Here is a 16,121-nt window from a genome sequence, read left to right as displayed (position 1 = left end):
TCCTTCTAGCTGAATTACTCGAGTTCATGCGGTACTGCGTGAGGTCACGCCGAGACCGACACCTTTTCGTCGTCGCCGTCGGAGACGGTGAGCCCACGAGTGACGGACGGGCGGCGCAGGAAGACGAACCAGGTGACGAAGATGCAGGCGATGTAGAAGGCGAGGAACACCCAGAACGCCATGGTCGCCGACTTCGCGGTGCCGCCGTAGGACGCGCGCAGCACCAGGTTGATGCCGACGCCGCCGAGGCCGCCGATGGCGCCCGCGAACCCGATGAGGGCGCCGGACATCGCGCGCGACCACGCCGCCTTGGCGTCCCGGCTCAGGCCCTCGAGTCCCTGCGCCTTGGCCTCGAAGATCGACGGAATCATCTTGTAGACCGAGCCGTTGCCGATGCCCGCCAGCAGGATGAGCGTGATGAAGCCGACCACGAACGCCACCAGCACTCCGGCCGTGGCCGCGCCGGGCGTGCCGTCGTCGACGGTGCCTGCGGTGACCAGCACTGCGGCGGCGAGCGCCATGGCGACGAACGTGTAGAGCGTGATCTTGCCGCCGCCGATGCGGTCGGCGAGCTTGCCGCCCATCGGCCGCGCGATGGAGCCGAGCAGCGGTCCGATGAAGGCGATCTGCGCGGCGTGCAGCGCAGCCGCGGCGGGGGTGGCGCCACCGGCGAGGAAGTTGATCTGCAGGACCTGGCCGAACGCGAAGCTGAAGCCGATGAACGATCCGAAGGTGCCGATGTAGAGGAAGCTGATGACCCACGAGTCGGAGAACTTCAGCGCCTTGGCCATCGACCGGAGATCGGACTTCTGGTTGCCGAGGTTGTCCATGAACAGGGCGGCGCCGACCGCGGCGACGGCGATGAAGGCGAGGTAGACGGCGCAGACGATCCAGGGCTCCGTGTTACCCAGGGTGGCGATCACGAGCAGGCCGATCACCTGGATCATCGGGACGCCGATGTTGCCGCCGCCGGCGTTGAGGCCGAGGGCCCAGCCCTTGAGTCGCTGCGGGTAGAACGCGTTGATGTTGGTCATCGACGAGGCGAAGTTGCCGCCGCCGACGCCGGCGAGTGCGGCCACGAGGATGAACGTGGTGTACGACGCGCCGGGGTTCATCATCAGGTAGAGGGTGAACAGCGTCGGCACGAGCAGGACGAGGGCGCTGAAGACGGTCCAGTTGCGGCCGCCGAAGCGCGCCGTCGCCACCGTGTACGGGATTCGCAGAATCGAGCCGACGAGGGTCGGGACTGCGACGAGGAAGAACTTGCCCGCCGCGTCGATCCCGTAGATGTCGGTCGGCATGAACAGCACCATGACGGACCAGATCGACCAGACGGAGAAGCCGACGTGCTCAGCGACTACCGACCAGATCAGGTTCCGCTTGGCGATGTCCTTGCCGCCCGCCTCCCAGGCGTCGACGTCTTCCGCGTCCCAGTGCTCGATGTAGTGCTTCTTCACCCGGGCCTCCTCGTTGTGTGGGAGACCCAAAGGTAGAAAACCGGTGTTGCGGCGGTGCTGCGGTCGGTGACCGCAACGTCAACTGATCCTCACTTTTCAGCCGGGCCGATGTGAGGTTTCCTGCATGTTTCCTAGGCGTGTCGAAGAGCGTCCGCAGGCTCGGAATCGACGTGCCAGCTGTCCTCGAGCATGCGCGGCTTGCACGCCTGGAACGCTGCGATGAGGAGGATCACCACGCCGAACGTCAAGAATCCGAACGACAGGGTCCACCCGCCGGAGGCATCGTGGAACACCCCGAACAGTAACGGACCGAGGCACGCGACGGCGTAGCCCACGCCCTGGGTGAAACCCGACAGCGTCGCCGAGCCGATGTGGCTGCGTGTGCGGAGATTGATCAGCGTCAGCGACATCGGGAACGTGCTGGGCCCGAGCCCGAGCAGCACGATCCACAGGATGGGCGCGCTCATCGGGGCGAGCAGCAGTCCACTGAAGGCCACGAGGTAACAGACCGCGCACCCGATCACGACCGGGAACGGGTTGCGCATGCGCGCGCACAGCGTGGGGGCCCCGAACGCCGCGACGAGACCCATGAACGAGAACAGACCCACCATGGCTCCGCCGAACGCCTCGCTCGCGCCGGCGTCGGACAGGATGTCGGGGATCCAGGTGAACATCGAGTACGTGATCATCGACGTCATCCCGAACATGCCGGCCATTCCCCAGCCGACGGGCGATCGCCAGGCCTTCCCGTGGGGACGGTCGGCCGGAGCGTCCGCGGGCGGTTGCGCCGTCACGACCACGGCGCGACGTCGTTCGCGGGTGAGAAGGAGGATCCACGGGACCGCCGCGGCGAAGCCGAGGAGCGCCCAGATGCCGATCGACAACCGCCAGCCGAAGGCCTCGGCGAGTGGGACGGCCACGAAGGCGGGTGCGATGGTTCCGATCTGCACGCCGACGATGTACACCGAGCTCATCACGGCCAGCCGGTCGGAGAAGTAACGCTTGACGAGCGGCGGAATCACCACGTTGCCGATCCCCATGCCGGCCAGCGCGAGCGCGGACAGCGCCAGCAACGACCAGGTGTCGCTCATCAGGGCTCTCGTGAGCATGCCGACCGCGGCCATCAGCATCGCGACGAGGGCGGTCCGTTCCAGGCCCCACCGCTTGGCGATGAGCGGGGTTCCCAGTCCGAACAGCGCGAACATGGCCGTCGGCACCATCCCGAACACCCCGACGACCGTCGGCGAGAATCCGATGTCCTCCCGGATCTGCGAGGCCAGCGGTGTGAACGAGGTGACCGCCAGCCTCAGGACGAGAGCAGACATGGCGATCGCACAGAAGACGAGGAGGCGGCCGCGTAGAAGAGTCACGAGATAAATCATAGGATGACAGGATGACCTTTGGAAAACCCGTGCGCCGCTCGAGTCTGATCTCACAGGTCACCGAGCAGCTGCGCGTCGAGATCTGCAGCGGTCGGTGGGCGGTCGGCGAGAAGATCCCCACCGAGACCGCGCTGTCCGAACTCACCGGAACCGGACGCAACACCGTCCGCGAGGCAGTCCAGGCCCTCGTCCACACCGGGCTGCTCGAACGGCGGCAGGGATCCGGCACGTACGTCGTCGCCATCTCCGATGTCGGGGGCACACTCGGCAAGTACTTCGCCGGCGCGCACGAGCGCGACGTCACGGAACTGCGGCAGGCGCTCGACGTCACCGCCGCCGCCCTCGCCGCCCGGCGCCGCACCCCGGACGACATCGCACGCCTGCAGAATCTCCTCGACGAACGCTCCCGATGCTGGGCCGAATCCGACACGGAGGCCGCCGTCGCGGCGGACATCAGCCTGCACCGCGCGATCGTCGAAGCGAGTCACAACGCCGTGTATCTGGAGTTCTACGACTCGCTACTGCCCTCGATCGCCCAGACCGTCGACCGGCACGTGCACGCGACCGGTGCGGGGTTCCACGACGAGCACGGGCGTCTGATCCAGGCGGTGGTCGACGGGGACGAGTCCGCCGCGACCACGGCGGCCCGCGATCTGTTCGCGGAGCTGCTCACCTAGAGCAGGAGCCGTACCACGTCGGCCGTGCGGGCGAGTCCGGGAAACGCCTCCGCGGTCGAGCGGGGGTGCAGCACGTGGACGGCGAGCCTGAACAGCACCGCACGCAGAAGCATCTGCGGCCATTCGGGCAGATCTTCCCAACGGCCGATGAGGGCCTCGTCGGCTCCACCCCAGGAAATGGCATCCACCACGGCCACCGCCGCCGCCCACGACGCGGGACGCCAGTACGGAGTGATGTCGGTGATCCCGGGTGCGAGGGCACCGGCGAACAGGACGGTACCGAACAGGTCCCCGTGCACCAGCTGGTCCGGGCTGGTGACGGGCTTGCGCAGCGTCGCGAGCCCGGTGATCAGTTCCAGGCTCTTGCGACCGTCGGGGGACGGCGTCTCGAGCTGTTCGGCACCCTTCGCGCTGCGCAGCGGGATCTTCTCCCAGGCGGCCCGATCCGCCGCCACGAACACGTCGACCTCCGCCCACGGCGCGACCGGGGGCTGCACGAGGAACCGGGGACGGTCGAGCTGCGAGGTCGCGGCGTGGAGCCGCCCCGACATCGACACGACCTCGTCGTGACGCGGCTCGGGTGTGCCCTCGATGAACGTGTCGGCGCGCCACCCGGACACCACATACCTGCCGTCGGTGGACCGCACGGGACGCGCGAGCCGCACCCCCTCCACCTCGAGCGTCTCGCGGACCTTGGCGGACCACGCGGCGCGCGCGTGGTCGGCGACGGCTGACAGGACTACGTCTCCACAGAGCCACCCGCCGTCCCAGTCCGCACCGAGGGGGATGGGCTCGACTTCCCGGAGGCCGAACGTGGAGCACACGTGTTGAGGGGGTTGGCCTGTGCTCACGAACTCAACGCTACCGCCGGGTGGGCCGGGGACAGCGCAAGGCGCGCTGGCCCGGAGTCGGCAATCCCGCCACGACGGAGGTCAGTAGACAGGCAGGCTGGTGTCGACTTGTTTCGCCCACGCGATCACGCCGCCCTGCAGATGTGTGGCGTCGGAGAAGCCGGCCTTCTTCAGCGCGGCCAGCGCCTCCGCCGACCGGACCCCGGTCTTGCAGTGCAGCACGATCGGCTTGTTCTGCGGAAGCTCCGACAGCGCCTCGCCCGACAGGATGCGGTCCTTCGGGATCAGCACCGCACCGGGCAGGTGCACGATGTCCCACTCGACCGGCTCGCGCACGTCGATCAGTTCGATGTCCTTGCCGGAGTCGAGGAGATCGCGCAGTTCCGTGGCCGTGATGGTCGAACCGGCCGCCGCCGCCTGCCCCTCGTCGGACACCACGCCGCAGAACGCGTCGTAGTCGATCAGTTCGGTGACCGGGGTCCGCGCCGGATCCCGGCGCAGCGTGATGGTGCGGTAGGTCATGTCGAGTGCGTCGTAGACCATCAGTCGCCCGAGCAGCGACTCCCCGATGCCGGTGATCAGCTTGACCGCCTCGGTGGCCATGATCGAACCGATCGACGCGCAGAGCACACCCAGCACCCCGCCCTCGGCGCACGACGGGACCATGCCCGGCGGGGGCGCCTCCGGGTACAGGTCCCGATAGTTGAGTCCGCGACCGTTCGGCGCGTCCTCCCAGAACACGGACGCCTGGCCCTCGAATCGGTAGATCGAGCCCCACACGTACGGCTTGTGCGCGAGGACGGCAGCATCGTTGACGAGGTACCGGGTGGCGAAGTTGTCGGTGCCGTCGAGGATCAGGTCGTACTGCTCGAACAATTCGACGGCGTTGTCGGGCTCGAGCCGGAACTCGTGTAACCGGACGTCGACGTTGTCGTTGATCTCACGGATCGAGTCGCGCGCACTCTCGGCCTTGGGACGGCCCACGTCGGACCGGCCGTGGATCACCTGCCGCTGCAGGTTCGACATGTCGACCTCGTCGAACTCGACGATGCCGAGCGTCCCGACACCGGCCGCCGCAAGGTAGAGCAAGGCGGGTGAGCCGAGGCCTCCCGCGCCGATGACGAGGACCTTCGCGTTCTTCAAACGCTTCTGCCCCGCCATGCCGACGTCCGGGATGATCAGGTGCCTGCTGTACCGCGCCACCTCGTCGCGGGAAAGTTCGGCGTCCGGTTCCACCAGCGGCGGCAATGCCTCGGTGGTCTTCACAGAACGGTCAAGCGACACGGTCCACTCCTGACGATTGCGCGACAGCTTCCGATGTGTCGGACAGCATTGAGTTCAACGTTCCGACGGGGTCCATTCTTCCCCTCCCACCGGCAGTCGCGCGTGGCGGGCCCGGCTCACGCCCTCGGGAACGGCCACGGATTGAAATGGCAGGTCAGACCGTTCATCGGGACGATTCCCTCGGGGTCGAGCTGCGCGATGTCGTTGTTGGCCGTTCCGAACGTCTGCTGCATCATCACCGGCGCGAGGCCACCTTCGGTCTCGCACGGCTGGTGGTCCTGGTAGCCGATGGCGTGCCCGACCTCGTGGTTGATCTGGTACTGCCGGTACGACCCGATGTCGCCCTGGAACGCGATGGCGCCCCGCACCCAGCGCGGCTCGTTGAGGACGACGCGATCGATGCCGGGGTTGTAGCAGGACACCTCCAGCTGGATGTCGTAGCCGCACGCCTCGCGGATGGTCATCTGCGACGTCAGCGACACCCGGAAGTCGGGGTCGCCCTGGTCGACGCGGCGGAACGCGAACCGCGGGTCCTTCGTCCAGCTCTTCGGATTCGACAGCGTCTGGTCGACCATCCGGCCGAACGACTCGTCGCCGCCGAATCCGGACGTGTCGACCCCGTCCTCGATCTCGACGCTGTACGTGAATTCGCGTTCGGTGCCCTGCCCGACCTTGGTCCCGCTCCCGGGAACCACGTGCCAGGTGCCTGCGCCGACCGCCGTGAACGGACCTCCCTCGGGCAGCGCGCCCGAGGGAAGTTCGGCGGCGAAGTTGCCGTCGGCCTCCGGTGGGATCCCGATGACGCTCGAACCGTCGGTGTCCCGGGACAGGGTGCCGAATCCGGGGGTGTCGGTCTCGGCCGTCGTCTCGCTGCCACCGCCGGTGTCCCGGACCGCGTCGACCACGACGAGAACGGTGACCACCAGCAGGATCGGGATCGCGTAGGCCCGCCAACCGTAGGTGGAGACGAACCGGCCGATGCGGCTCTGCTTCCTCGCCTGCCGCTCGGGGCGCGGGTTCCGGGGCCTGCCGACGTCGCGGCTGGTCGGGTCCCATTGCGCGCGGAGCGGTTGATGCGACTGCGCCGTCGGTGCCGACTGCGAAGCGCGGGGACCGACGTCACGCCGGTCGATGCTGCGCGATCGTCGCTCCCCGTCCTCGGAGCTCTGGGGAGCCCGGCCGCGAACACGCGGTCCTCCTCGGTCAGTCACGCAGCCCAGAATCTCACAGTCCGGCACCGCCTCGTCCCAGTGCACCGTCCGCAGGTCATTCGGCGTGTCACGCGGATACGTTCCGCAACGTCGCGGCTACCCGGATCACCAGGTGCCCCCGACCCCGACAGGGCCCCAGTTACCAGTCAGGCAATATGCTTGACCGGGCGAGTCCAGCGAGTCCACCATGAACGGTTCACTACGCGCGGGTATCGTTCACACAGTTACACAGAATGTGACGCGGAATACTTGTGCAGATTGGAAGCGCTATGACTGAACTCGCGGATCGGACGAACTCCGATCGCGATGCCACCCCCGGAAAGGGCACCGGGGCCCGTCGCAGCACGCGACTCCCCCGTGACGCCCGGCGACTGCAGCTACTCGCCGCAGCGAGCGAGGTCTTCGTCACACGCGGATACCACGCTGCCGGTATGGACGAGATCGCCGAGTGCGCCGGTGTGAGCAAGCCCGTCCTCTACCAGCACTTCCCCGGCAAGCTCGAGCTGTACGTGGCGGTGCTGCAGAGCTATGTCGACAGCCTGATCTCCGGCGTCCGGCAGGCGCTGCGCTCGACCACGGACAACAAGCAGCGTGTCCGCGCCGCGGTGCAGGCGTTCTTCGACTTCGTCGACAACGACTCGCAGGGATTCCGGCTCGTGTTCGAGTCGGACCTCATGGGTGAACCGCAGGTGCAGAGCCGCGTCGAGCAGGCCACCGAGGCGTGCGTCGACGCCGTATTCGACCTCGTCAGCCACGACTCCGGTCTCGACCCCTACCGCGCCCGCATCCTCGCTGTCGGCCTCGTCGGCGCCAGCCAGTTCACCGCACGGTACTGGCTCGAGGCGGCGCGCCCGATCCCGAAGGAAGAAGCGGTCGACACGACGGTCACGCTCGCGTGGGGCGGTCTGTCCCGCGTACCGCTGCATCCCGAACAGCGCTAGCACCGTGCACGAGAAAGGGCCCGCAGTCGACTCGACTGCGGGCCCTTTCTCGTGTGTTCACTTGGCCGGAGCGAATCCGACCTTGCGGATATCGGACGGGCCGATCTCCACGTAGGCGATCTTGCTGGACTGCACGAGGTACTTGCGTCCCTTGTCGTCCTGCAGAGACAGGATCCCGTCGCCACCGGTGAGGGCGTCCGAGACCAATGTCTCGACCTCGTCCGGGGTCTGCTCGCTGCTGACGATGAGCTCACGCGGGCTGTCGATTACACCGATCTTGACCTCCACGGTCAACCTCCGAACTCTCCGAGAAACATCAGCTGTCCTGGCAAGGCTAATGCAGCGGCCGCCGCCGGTGCGCGTCTGTGGGCTGTGCCCTGAGCGAACATGCCGTCACACCTCACACAAGGCCCAGCACGGCCATGCGTTCGGCGTGCATCTCCTGCATGCGGTCGAAGAGTGCGACGACGCCGTTGAGGTCGCCGGACGCGGAGATGACGAGTTCGGTCAGCGCTTCCCGCTGCGCCAGGACGAACTGCGCCTGGGTGATGGCCTCGCCGAGCAGTCGCCTACCCCACAGCATGAGGCGGTCCTTGTCGCGGTTGCTGGCCTTGATCGCCTGCTGCACCTCGTGGACGACGAATTCCGAGTGGCCGGTCTGCGAGAGCACCTCCTCGACCGTCCGCGAGACCTCGGCGGGCAGCGAGTGCCCGATCTCACGGTAGAAGTCGGCGGCGATCCCGTCACCGACGTACGCCTTCACCAGGGCCTCGAGCCACGTCGACGGGGTGGTGGACGCGTGGTAGTTGTCCAGGGCGCGGACGAACGGATCCATCGCCTCGAAGATGTCGAACCCACGCGCGGTCAGCGCCTTCTCGAGCATCTCGAAGTGGCCCATCTCGGCGGCGGCCATGCTCGCGAGCGCCACTTTGCCCTGCAGGGTCCGCGCCATCTGCGCGTCCTCGGACAGCCGGTAGAACGCGGAGATCTCGCCGTACGCGAGGACCGCGAAGAGTTCACTGACGCCGGGGTGATCAGCGGGAATGGTGGAATCAGAGGATGCAGGCGTGTTGGGCTCCATGGCGCCACAGCCTAGTGTGTCGGCCAGTGATGTTTGCCATGCGTAACCGGTTCTGGGGCGTTCTCCGGCTACAATGATCATGGGCAACCGCTCGTCACCACGTTCGCCTCCACGGAGAACGCGGTTTGAGTGATGATCGATCACGATCCGATCAGCGGTTCCCACCGATAATGTGCGCGCACCTGATCGACGGTCCCAGCCGCGCCTCGCCGAAATCTTCGATTTCTGCGCTGAGGCAGAGGCAGGATCGACTCGGAAGAGGACATCGACGAGCGTCGACTGGGAAATCGGGCCGACCAGCGGCCTGGCCCTTACCTCGTGCGTGCGTGCAGCTACGAGGAAGGCCAGTCCCCTGAGCAAGATCACCGTCGACCATGAAGACGACGCAACCGAGACCACGCTGTCGGCGCAACTCGACTCCACGCACGTCGCCCCCACCTTCGCCGAGCTCGGAGTTCGCGACGAGATCGTCCGCGCTCTCGACGAGATCGGCATCGAGCGCACGTTCGCGATCCAGGAGCTGACGCTCCCCCTCGCCCTCGCCGGCGACGACCTGATCGGTCAGGCCCGCACGGGCATGGGCAAGACGTTCGGTTTCGGCGTCCCGCTGCTCCACCGCATCTCCAGCGGCACCACCGGGACGGCCGCACTCGACGGCACTCCCCGCGCGCTGGTCATCGTCCCCACCCGCGAGCTGTGCATCCAGGTCACCAAGGACCTCGAGGGCGCCGCTAAGTACCTGAAGGGCGAGAAGAACAAGCTCGAGGTCCTCGCCATCTACGGTGGCCGCCCCTACGAGACGCAGATCGCGACGCTCCAGAAGGGCGCCGACGTCGTCGTGGGCACCCCGGGCCGTCTGCTCGACCTCGCCAACCAGGGTCACCTGATCCTGGGCAAGGTCGAGGTCCTCGTTCTCGACGAGGCCGACGAGATGCTGGACCTGGGCTTCCTGCCCGACATCGAGCGCATCCTCGGGATGGTGCCGGACAAGCGTCAGACGATGCTGTTCTCGGCCACCATGCCGGGTCCGATCATCACGCTCGCCCGTACATTCCTCACCCAGCCGACGCACATCCGCGCCGAGCAGGCCGACGACTCGGCGGTGCACGACCGGACCAGCCAGCACATCTACCGGGCCCACGCGCTCGACAAGGCGGAGATGGTGGCCCGCGTGCTGCAGGCCGACGGCCGCGGCGCGACGATGATCTTCACCCGCACCAAGCGCACCGCCCAGAAGGTCGCCGACGATCTCGCCGAGCGCGGTTTCTCCGTCGGCTCGGTCCACGGCGACCTCAATCAGGTCGCTCGCGAGAAGGCGCTGAAGGCGTTCCGCACGGGCAAGATCGACGTGCTGGTCGCGACGGACGTCGCGGCCCGCGGTATCGACATCGACGACGTCACCCACGTCATCAACTACCAGTGCCCGGAAGACGAGAAGACGTACGTCCACCGGATCGGCCGCACCGGCCGGGCGGGGCGCACCGGCATCGCCGTGACGCTGGTGGACTGGGACGACATCCCCCGCTGGCAGCTCATCGACAAGGCTCTCGGCCTCGGCATCCCCGATCCGGCGGAGACGTACTCCAGCTCCCCGCACCTGTTCGAGGAGCTGTCGATCCCGGCCGGCGCGACCGGCACGATCAAGCGCCCCCGGGTGGAGAAGGCCGAGAAGGTCGCACCCGAGCAGAGCGAGAAGACGGGCGCGGAGCAGAGCGAGAGCGCCGATACCGAGCGGGGCGAGAAGGCCGAGCGCACCGAGCGTCCGGCACGCACCCGCACCCGCCGCCGCACCCGTGGTGGCCGCCCCGCGGACTCCGTGGGCCCCAAGTCCGTGTCGCCGGAGCCGACGGCACCCGAATCCGCTCCGAGCGGGGACACCGACGGCGAGGGTGCCTCCAAGCCCCGCCGCCGTCGCCGCCGCCGGACCACGAAGGTCGGCGCCGCCGCGACGAACGCGGAGTAACCAACCACCGTGCTCGCACCTGAGCGGCGCTCGCGCGCCGATCTCGGCGTCGCTGCCGGAATCGCCATTGCGGTCGTGGTCGCCCTCACCGTGGTGTGGTTCCGCAGCGATGCCCGGGGCACCACCTCAGTCACCGCCGCCGAACCGCCGCCTGCGCTAACCACGGCCCTGACGGTTCCGGAGACGCTGAGCCCGATCTGGGATTCCGCCAGTTCCGCCACCACCGCGCCCCTCGTGGTCGGTGGTGCGGTCGTCACCGCCGACGGTGGGGACGTCGTGGGACGGGACCGGATGTCGGGTACGGAGCTGTGGCGGTACGAGCGTGATCTCGACCTGTGCGATGTGACGGCGTCGTGGGAGAAGGTCGTGGCCGTCTACCGCGACGACCGCGGTTGCTCCCAGGTCACCGAACTCGACGGGGGTACCGGCGAGCGCCTGGCGCAGCGGAGCAGCGACGCCGATTCCGAGGTGACGCTGAAGGCCGACGGAACGTATGTGGCGTCCCTCGGCGACCGCCGGCTGGAACTGTGGCGCTCCGACCTCGTCCGCACCGTCGAGTACGGACGGGTCGACGCGCCCGTGAATCCCAAGAAGCAGCCACGCAGCGGCTGCACGCTGATCGACGTCGGTTCGAGCAGCAGCAGGCTGTCCGTTCTCGAACGCTGCCCCGGCGAGGTGGCCGATCGTCTGACGGTCATGAACCCGTCGCCGAAGGACAATCAGGAGCCCGAGGAGTACGGATCGAGCGTCCTGGCGGGAGTGGATGCCGGCGTCGAGGGTGCGCGCATCCTCGGGGTGTCGGGCGAGACCACGGCCGTCTACCTCCCCGCGGGCACGTCGTACGGACCGCGGATCGGCCTGTTCGACGGCACCGGCAACGCCGTGTCCGAATACGCGCTCTCCCAACAGGTCGGACCTGATCCCGTCACGTCGACGAGCAGTTCGGTGGTCACCTGGTGGACCGGTGCGGACGTGGTATCGCTCGGCGCATCCGATCTCGCACCGCGCTGGATCTTCCCCGGCGCTCTCGGCCCGGGCGCTGTGATGGCCGGAAACCTGCTGGTCCCGGTGGAATCCGGCATCGCCGTGCTCGACCTGTCGACCGGCGCGTTGCTTCGCACGATCCCGGTGACGCGTGACGCCGCGGCGGGGCCGATCATCACGACGGTGGCCGGCGACGTCGTGCTCGAGCAGCGCGGCGATGAGGTCGTGGCGCTGCGCTGAGGTCGCCCCTCACGCGGGTTCGGCGAACACCACCAGATAGCCGTCGAGGTCGCGGATCCAGATCTCGCGATGTCCCGCATTGGGATTGAGGTGCACATCCGTGACCACGTCGGCACCTCCCTCCCGCACCCTCGCGACGGTGCCGTCGAAGTCGGGGGTCTCGAACCAGATCGCCACCCCGTTTCCCCGCGGGAGCGCAGGGTCGCCGAGGGTGCCGTGGTGGTGGCCCTCGTCGAGCCGGTGCAGTTGCAGGATCATGTGCCCGTCGACGAGGAGTTGCTCGTAGTCCCGTCCGCCGTGGCCGCTGCGCGCGTCCAGGACCTTCCGGTACCACTCGCCTGCGCGTTCGACGTCGCCGACGGCGAGGAGCGGCTGCGCCCGCATCGTCAGGGTGTTGCTTCGAGGCGTATCCGAGACTGTCATGCCCCCGACGTTAGCGCCGTGCACTCCCCCGCACTTGGACGAATGAGCATGCCGTCAACGGAAAGTGGCGCGGTACGCGGACGGTGAGACGCCGACCGTGCGCGAGAGGTGCTGTCGCAGCGACGTCGCGGTGCCGAATCCCGCGGCCGCGGCAACGTCGTCCACCGGCAGGTCGGTGTTCTCCAGCAGCTCGCGAGCACGGATGATCCGCTGTTCGAGAATCCACTGCGTCGGCGACATCCCCGTCTCGGCCCGGAATCGCCGGGTGAACGTGCGCACGCTCATCGACTCCCACTCTGCCAGCTCCCGCAGCGACAGCGGTTGATCGAGATGCGACAGCGCCCGGGCTCGCGCTCGCGCCGTGGACGCACCGTCGGCCTCCGGAACGGGCTCGGTGATGAACTGCGCCTGACCGCCGCTGCGATGAGGCGGCACGACCGTTCCCCGTGCTACCTCGTTGGCCACCGACGCACCGTGGTCGATGCGAATCATGTACAGGCACAGATCGATTCCGGATGCGACGCCGGCGGCGGTGAGCACGCTGCCGTCGTGTGTGTAGAGCACGCCGGGGTCCAGGTGCACGTCCGGGTACAGCCGCCGGAACGCGTCCGCCGACTTCCAGTGCGTGGTCGCACGCCGGTCCCCGAGAAGGCCTGCCGCGGCGAGGACGAACGAGCCCGTGCAGATCGACGCCACCCGCGTGCCCGGGCGAATGTGTGCGAGAGCGTCCGCGAGGTGACGAGGCAGGCGCCCGTCCTCCGGCGGGTCGTAGTCCTGATCGGACGCCGGGATCACGACGGTGTCGGCCGTGCCGAGCAATGCCGGGCCGTGCTCGACCGTGATCGTCACGTCGGTGTCGGTCCGGACGGCGCCGGGTGTGGGGGTGCACGTGAGGACCTCGTACAGCGGTTCGCCCTCCCGCGATCGCGCCTCACCGAACAGTCGGTGGACAATTCCGAATTCGATCGGGAGCAGACCGTCGCGCACGAACACGACCACGCGATGACGGCGCACAGTCCGTCCGCCTCTCGAATCGGACATGGCCCGATTATTTCACATATCGTCCTGCCAGCCACTGTCGCGACCACCGCCGCGCGTCCATGATCGGAGGGGTCAGGACGACCGAACGGAAAGGTGGACCATGAAGATCCTGTGGGTATCGGCACATCCCGAGCCGAAGTCCCTGAACGCGGCTCTCCGCAGCGACGCCCTCGCGGCGCTGCGCGGCGCCGGCCACGACATCCGGACCTCCGACCTGTACGAGATGCGATGGAACCCGGTGGTGACGGCGGACGATTTCGGACACGACCCCCACCACCGCCTCCTCGTCGGAGCGCGGTCGGGTCAGGCCCTGGCCGACGACACTCTGGCCCCCGACATCCGCGCCGAGCAGCGCAAGCTCGCGTGGGCCGACGCGGTGATCGTGCAGTTCCCGCTGTGGTGGTACGGCATGCCCGCGATCCTCAAGGGCTGGTTCGACCGGGTTTTCGTCGAGGGTTACGGCTACGGGCTGCGCCGCGAGGACGGCTCCACCCGGCGGTACGGCGACGGAACCCTGGCCGGCAAGCGGGCGATGACGGTCGTCAGTTTCGGCGGCAGCGCCGACAGTGCGGGCCCCCGCGGTATCAACGGACAGATTGACGAACTCCTGTTCCCGATCCACCACGGAATCTTCTGGTACACGGGGATGTCGGTGGTGCCCCCGGTCCTGATCGACAGCGCGGACCGGTTGCCCGCCGAGCACTACCCAGGCGTCGCGGCGCGGCTGATCGATCGCCTGTCCGGCCTGTTCACCGATGCGCCGTTGCCTTTCCGCTCACAGAACGGCGGCGACTACGACGCTCGGTTCGTGCTGCACGAGGACCGGGCGCCCGGCGTCACGGGCCTGCGCGCCCACTATGCCGACGCAGAGTCCGGCACGGGGGAATCGGAGGCCGAAGTCCGCACCACCGCGATCTGTAACGTGTTCTAATTCACGGCATGGCAACCTACGTGATCACCGGCGCCGCCTCGGGAATCGGGGCGGCGAGCCGCCGCACACTCGAGTCCGGCGGTCATACCGTCATCGGGGTCGACCTCGCGCAGACCGACGTCACCGCCGACCTGTCGACCCCCGGCGGACGCGCCGCAGCGGCCGACGCCGTGTCCGAGGCGAGCAGCGGCGTCGTGGACGGTCTCGTCTGCTGCGCCGGGCTCGGGTCGCTGTCGCACGTCCCGGGCGGCAAACTCGTCGCCGTCAACTACTTCGGGGCCGTCGAACTCGTGACAGCACTGAAGCCCGCCCTCGAGCGCGCGGGCGGCGCCTCGGTGGTGGCGATCTCGTCGAGCAGCACCACCACGCAGCCGGGGATTCCCGAGAATCTGGTGACCGCGTGCCTCGACGGCGACGAGGCGGAGGCGGTGCGCATCGGCGACCAGGTGACCGCCATCCCGGCGTACCCGGCGTCCAAGCTCGCGCTGGCCTGGTGGATTCGGCGTGAAGCGGTACGAACCGAGTGGATCGGCAACGGCATACGACTCAACGCGATCGCGCCGGGCATGATCGACACGCCGATGACCAGCGGCGACGACCTCGACCCGGAACTGGCGAAGGCGCTGGACTTCTATCCGGTGCCGCTGGGCCGACGTGGACGCCCGGACGAGATTGCCACGCTCGTCGAGTTCCTGCTCGGACCGGGGTCGACACTGTTCTGCGGCAGCGTCGTCTTCGCCGACGGGGGCACGGACGCCCAGTTACGCCAACAGGATTGGCCCGCCGCGTGGAATCCGACGCCGGAAGAACTTACTCGGCACTTCCAGGCGAAAACGTAGCGAGTTCGGATCCCGCCCAGTGCTTGGCGAGGTTCTCGGCGAGGTCCCGGTACGCCTGGGCACCCTTGTTCTTGCGCCCCGCCAGCACGGTGGCACCCGACGCCGTCGCCTCCGCGAATCGCACCGTCCGCGGGATCGGCGGAGCGAGGACCGGCAGGTTGTAGCGGTCGGACACGTCGGAGAGCACGTCCCGGCTGTGCGTCGTGCGGGCGTCGTACAGCGTCGGCAGCGCTCCGAGCAGCACCAGGTCGGGGTTGGTGATCTGCTGTACCTCGGTGACCGTCCGCAGCAACTGCCCCACACCGCGGTGGGCGAGCGTCTCGCACTGCAGCGGCACCAGCACCGACTGCGCCGCTGTGAGCCCGTTGAGCGTGAGCACACCGAGAGACGGCGGGCAGTCGATGATGATCGTGTCGTAGTCGTCCAGCAGCGGCGCCAGAGCGCGTTTGAGGGCGAACTCGCGACCGGGACGCATGAGCAGCAACGCTTCCGCGCCGGCGAGGTCGATCGTCGCAGGCAGAAGGGCGACACCGTCCTCGGTGTCGATCACGGCCTCCTGCACCGCCAGATCACCTGTCAGCACCTCGTGGACGGAGGCGTCCAGGCGGTCCGGGTTGTGCCCGAGGGAGAACGTCAGACATCCCTGCGGGTCGAGATCCACCACCAGAACCTTCTGGCCCAGCCCGACGAGGGCTGCGCCGAGAGAAGCGACCGTGGTGGTCTTCGCGACCCCACCCTTCTGATTTGCCACTGCAAGAACCGTTGTCACGGCTCGATCCTTACCTACTTCGTCCCCGGAGGCGAGCCATACACGCA

16 protein-coding genes are annotated in these 16,121 nt (G+C 68.2%); 6 read left to right on the top strand and 10 right to left on the bottom strand.

The window, feature by feature from the left end; genetic code table 11:
* Positions 1-44: 44 nt before the first annotated feature.
* Positions 45-1,457, bottom strand: a complete 1,413-nt coding sequence (locus CJ177_RS05130; RefSeq protein WP_095867365.1) for an MFS transporter — start codon at positions 1,455-1,457, stop codon at positions 45-47.
* 131 nt (positions 1,458-1,588) lie between these two features.
* A complete protein-coding gene (locus tag CJ177_RS05125; RefSeq protein WP_025432304.1) occupies positions 1,589-2,839 on the bottom strand; it encodes an MFS transporter in 1,251 nt (416 codons plus the stop codon).
* Between the two features lie 11 nt (positions 2,840-2,850).
* On the opposite strand from CJ177_RS05125, the gene CJ177_RS05120 reads away from it, so the two are divergent.
* A complete protein-coding gene (locus tag CJ177_RS05120; RefSeq protein ID WP_061041166.1) occupies positions 2,851-3,516 on the top strand; it encodes a FadR/GntR family transcriptional regulator in 666 nt (221 codons plus the stop codon).
* On the opposite strand, the gene CJ177_RS05115 is transcribed toward CJ177_RS05120, so the two are convergent.
* The 3 genes from CJ177_RS05115 to CJ177_RS05105 form a co-directional block, all read right to left on the bottom strand.
* A complete protein-coding gene (locus CJ177_RS05115) occupies positions 3,513-4,367 on the bottom strand; it encodes a TIGR02569 family protein (protein WP_005240135.1) in 855 nt (284 codons plus the stop codon). The two genes, CJ177_RS05120 and CJ177_RS05115, sit on opposite strands and share 4 nt — an antisense overlap.
* 81 nt (positions 4,368-4,448) lie before the next feature.
* Positions 4,449-5,633, bottom strand: a complete 1,185-nt coding sequence (gene moeZ / locus CJ177_RS05110; protein WP_005240132.1) for an adenylyltransferase/sulfurtransferase MoeZ — start codon at positions 5,631-5,633, stop codon at positions 4,449-4,451.
* A gap of 134 nt (positions 5,634-5,767) precedes the next feature.
* Positions 5,768-6,907 carry a DUF3152 domain-containing protein gene (locus CJ177_RS05105; RefSeq protein WP_005240130.1) on the bottom strand — a complete coding sequence of 380 codons (1,140 nt, stop codon included), beginning with the start codon at positions 6,905-6,907 and terminating at the stop codon, positions 5,768-5,770.
* 224 nt (positions 6,908-7,131) lie between these two features.
* On the opposite strand from CJ177_RS05105, the gene CJ177_RS05100 reads away from it, so the two are divergent.
* The gene (locus tag CJ177_RS05100; RefSeq protein ID WP_005259707.1) at positions 7,132-7,803 is read left to right on the top strand and encodes a TetR/AcrR family transcriptional regulator; all 672 of its coding nucleotides are present in this window, start codon (positions 7,132-7,134) and stop codon (positions 7,801-7,803) included.
* A gap of 57 nt (positions 7,804-7,860) precedes the next feature.
* On the opposite strand, the gene CJ177_RS05095 is transcribed toward CJ177_RS05100, so the two are convergent.
* Positions 7,861-8,091, bottom strand: coding sequence for a DUF3107 domain-containing protein (locus tag CJ177_RS05095; RefSeq protein ID WP_025432303.1), 231 nt, complete (start codon positions 8,089-8,091; stop codon positions 7,861-7,863).
* A 112-nt stretch (positions 8,092-8,203) separates the two neighbouring features.
* On the bottom strand, positions 8,204-8,884 hold the full coding sequence (locus CJ177_RS05090; RefSeq protein WP_005240122.1) for a ferritin-like fold-containing protein: 681 nt from the start codon (positions 8,882-8,884) through the stop codon (positions 8,204-8,206).
* 322 nt (positions 8,885-9,206) lie between these two features.
* On the opposite strand from CJ177_RS05090, the gene CJ177_RS05085 reads away from it, so the two are divergent.
* Together CJ177_RS05085 and CJ177_RS05080 are read left to right on the top strand one after the other, a co-directional pair.
* On the top strand, positions 9,207-10,847 hold the full coding sequence (locus CJ177_RS05085; RefSeq protein WP_095867364.1) for a DEAD/DEAH box helicase: 1,641 nt from the start codon (positions 9,207-9,209) through the stop codon (positions 10,845-10,847).
* Between the two features lie 9 nt (positions 10,848-10,856).
* A complete protein-coding gene (locus CJ177_RS05080; protein WP_095867363.1) occupies positions 10,857-12,071 on the top strand; it encodes a hypothetical protein in 1,215 nt (404 codons plus the stop codon).
* Between the two features lie 9 nt (positions 12,072-12,080).
* On the opposite strand, the gene CJ177_RS05075 is transcribed toward CJ177_RS05080, so the two are convergent.
* Together CJ177_RS05075 and CJ177_RS05070 are read right to left on the bottom strand one after the other, a co-directional pair.
* Complete coding sequence (locus CJ177_RS05075) at positions 12,081-12,494, bottom strand: VOC family protein (RefSeq protein ID WP_095867362.1); 414 nt, start codon at positions 12,492-12,494, stop codon at positions 12,081-12,083.
* A 54-nt stretch (positions 12,495-12,548) separates the two neighbouring features.
* Positions 12,549-13,535: a GlxA family transcriptional regulator gene (locus CJ177_RS05070; protein ID WP_005240114.1), complete on the bottom strand. Its 987-nt coding sequence runs from the start codon at positions 13,533-13,535 to the stop codon at positions 12,549-12,551.
* Between the two features lie 100 nt (positions 13,536-13,635).
* On the opposite strand from CJ177_RS05070, the gene CJ177_RS05065 reads away from it, so the two are divergent.
* A complete protein-coding gene (locus CJ177_RS05065) occupies positions 13,636-14,466 on the top strand; it encodes an NAD(P)H-dependent oxidoreductase (RefSeq protein WP_095867361.1) in 831 nt (276 codons plus the stop codon).
* A gap of 8 nt (positions 14,467-14,474) precedes the next feature.
* Positions 14,475-15,305 (top strand): SDR family oxidoreductase, encoded by an 831-nt coding sequence (locus CJ177_RS05060; RefSeq protein WP_095867360.1) that lies wholly within the window; start codon positions 14,475-14,477, stop codon positions 15,303-15,305.
* On the opposite strand, the gene CJ177_RS05055 is transcribed toward CJ177_RS05060, so the two are convergent.
* Positions 15,277-16,074 (bottom strand): ParA family protein, encoded by a 798-nt coding sequence (locus tag CJ177_RS05055; RefSeq protein ID WP_025432299.1) that lies wholly within the window; start codon positions 16,072-16,074, stop codon positions 15,277-15,279. The genes CJ177_RS05060 and CJ177_RS05055 overlap by 29 nt on opposite strands.
* Between the last annotated feature and the right edge of the window lie 47 nt (positions 16,075-16,121).

Source organism: Rhodococcus sp. ACPA1 (assembly GCF_002300195.1).
GTDB lineage: Bacteria > Actinomycetota > Actinomycetes > Mycobacteriales > Mycobacteriaceae > Rhodococcus_F > Rhodococcus_F opacus.
The sequence above is the reverse complement of the archived record's forward strand: the minus strand, read 5'-3'. Positions and strand labels throughout refer to the sequence as shown.

Excerpts from the sequence above, each read along its gene's own strand:
- CJ177_RS05125 (WP_025432304.1), bottom strand. The coding sequence starts at position 2,839 with ATGATTTATCTCGTGACTCTTCTACGCGGCCGCCTCCTCGTCTTCTGT.
- CJ177_RS05120 (WP_061041166.1), top strand. The coding sequence starts at position 2,851 with ATGACCTTTGGAAAACCCGTGCGCCGCTCGAGTCTGATCTCACAGGTC.
- CJ177_RS05100 (WP_005259707.1), top strand. The coding sequence starts at position 7,132 with ATGACTGAACTCGCGGATCGGACGAACTCCGATCGCGATGCCACCCCC.
- CJ177_RS05090 (WP_005240122.1), bottom strand. The coding sequence starts at position 8,884 with ATGGAGCCCAACACGCCTGCATCCTCTGATTCCACCATTCCCGCTGAT.
- CJ177_RS05075 (WP_095867362.1), bottom strand. The coding sequence starts at position 12,494 with ATGACAGTCTCGGATACGCCTCGAAGCAACACCCTGACGATGCGGGCG.
- CJ177_RS05070 (WP_005240114.1), bottom strand. The coding sequence starts at position 13,535 with ATGTCCGATTCGAGAGGCGGACGGACTGTGCGCCGTCATCGCGTGGTC.
- CJ177_RS05065 (WP_095867361.1), top strand. The coding sequence starts at position 13,636 with ATGAAGATCCTGTGGGTATCGGCACATCCCGAGCCGAAGTCCCTGAAC.
- CJ177_RS05060 (WP_095867360.1), top strand. The coding sequence starts at position 14,475 with ATGGCAACCTACGTGATCACCGGCGCCGCCTCGGGAATCGGGGCGGCG.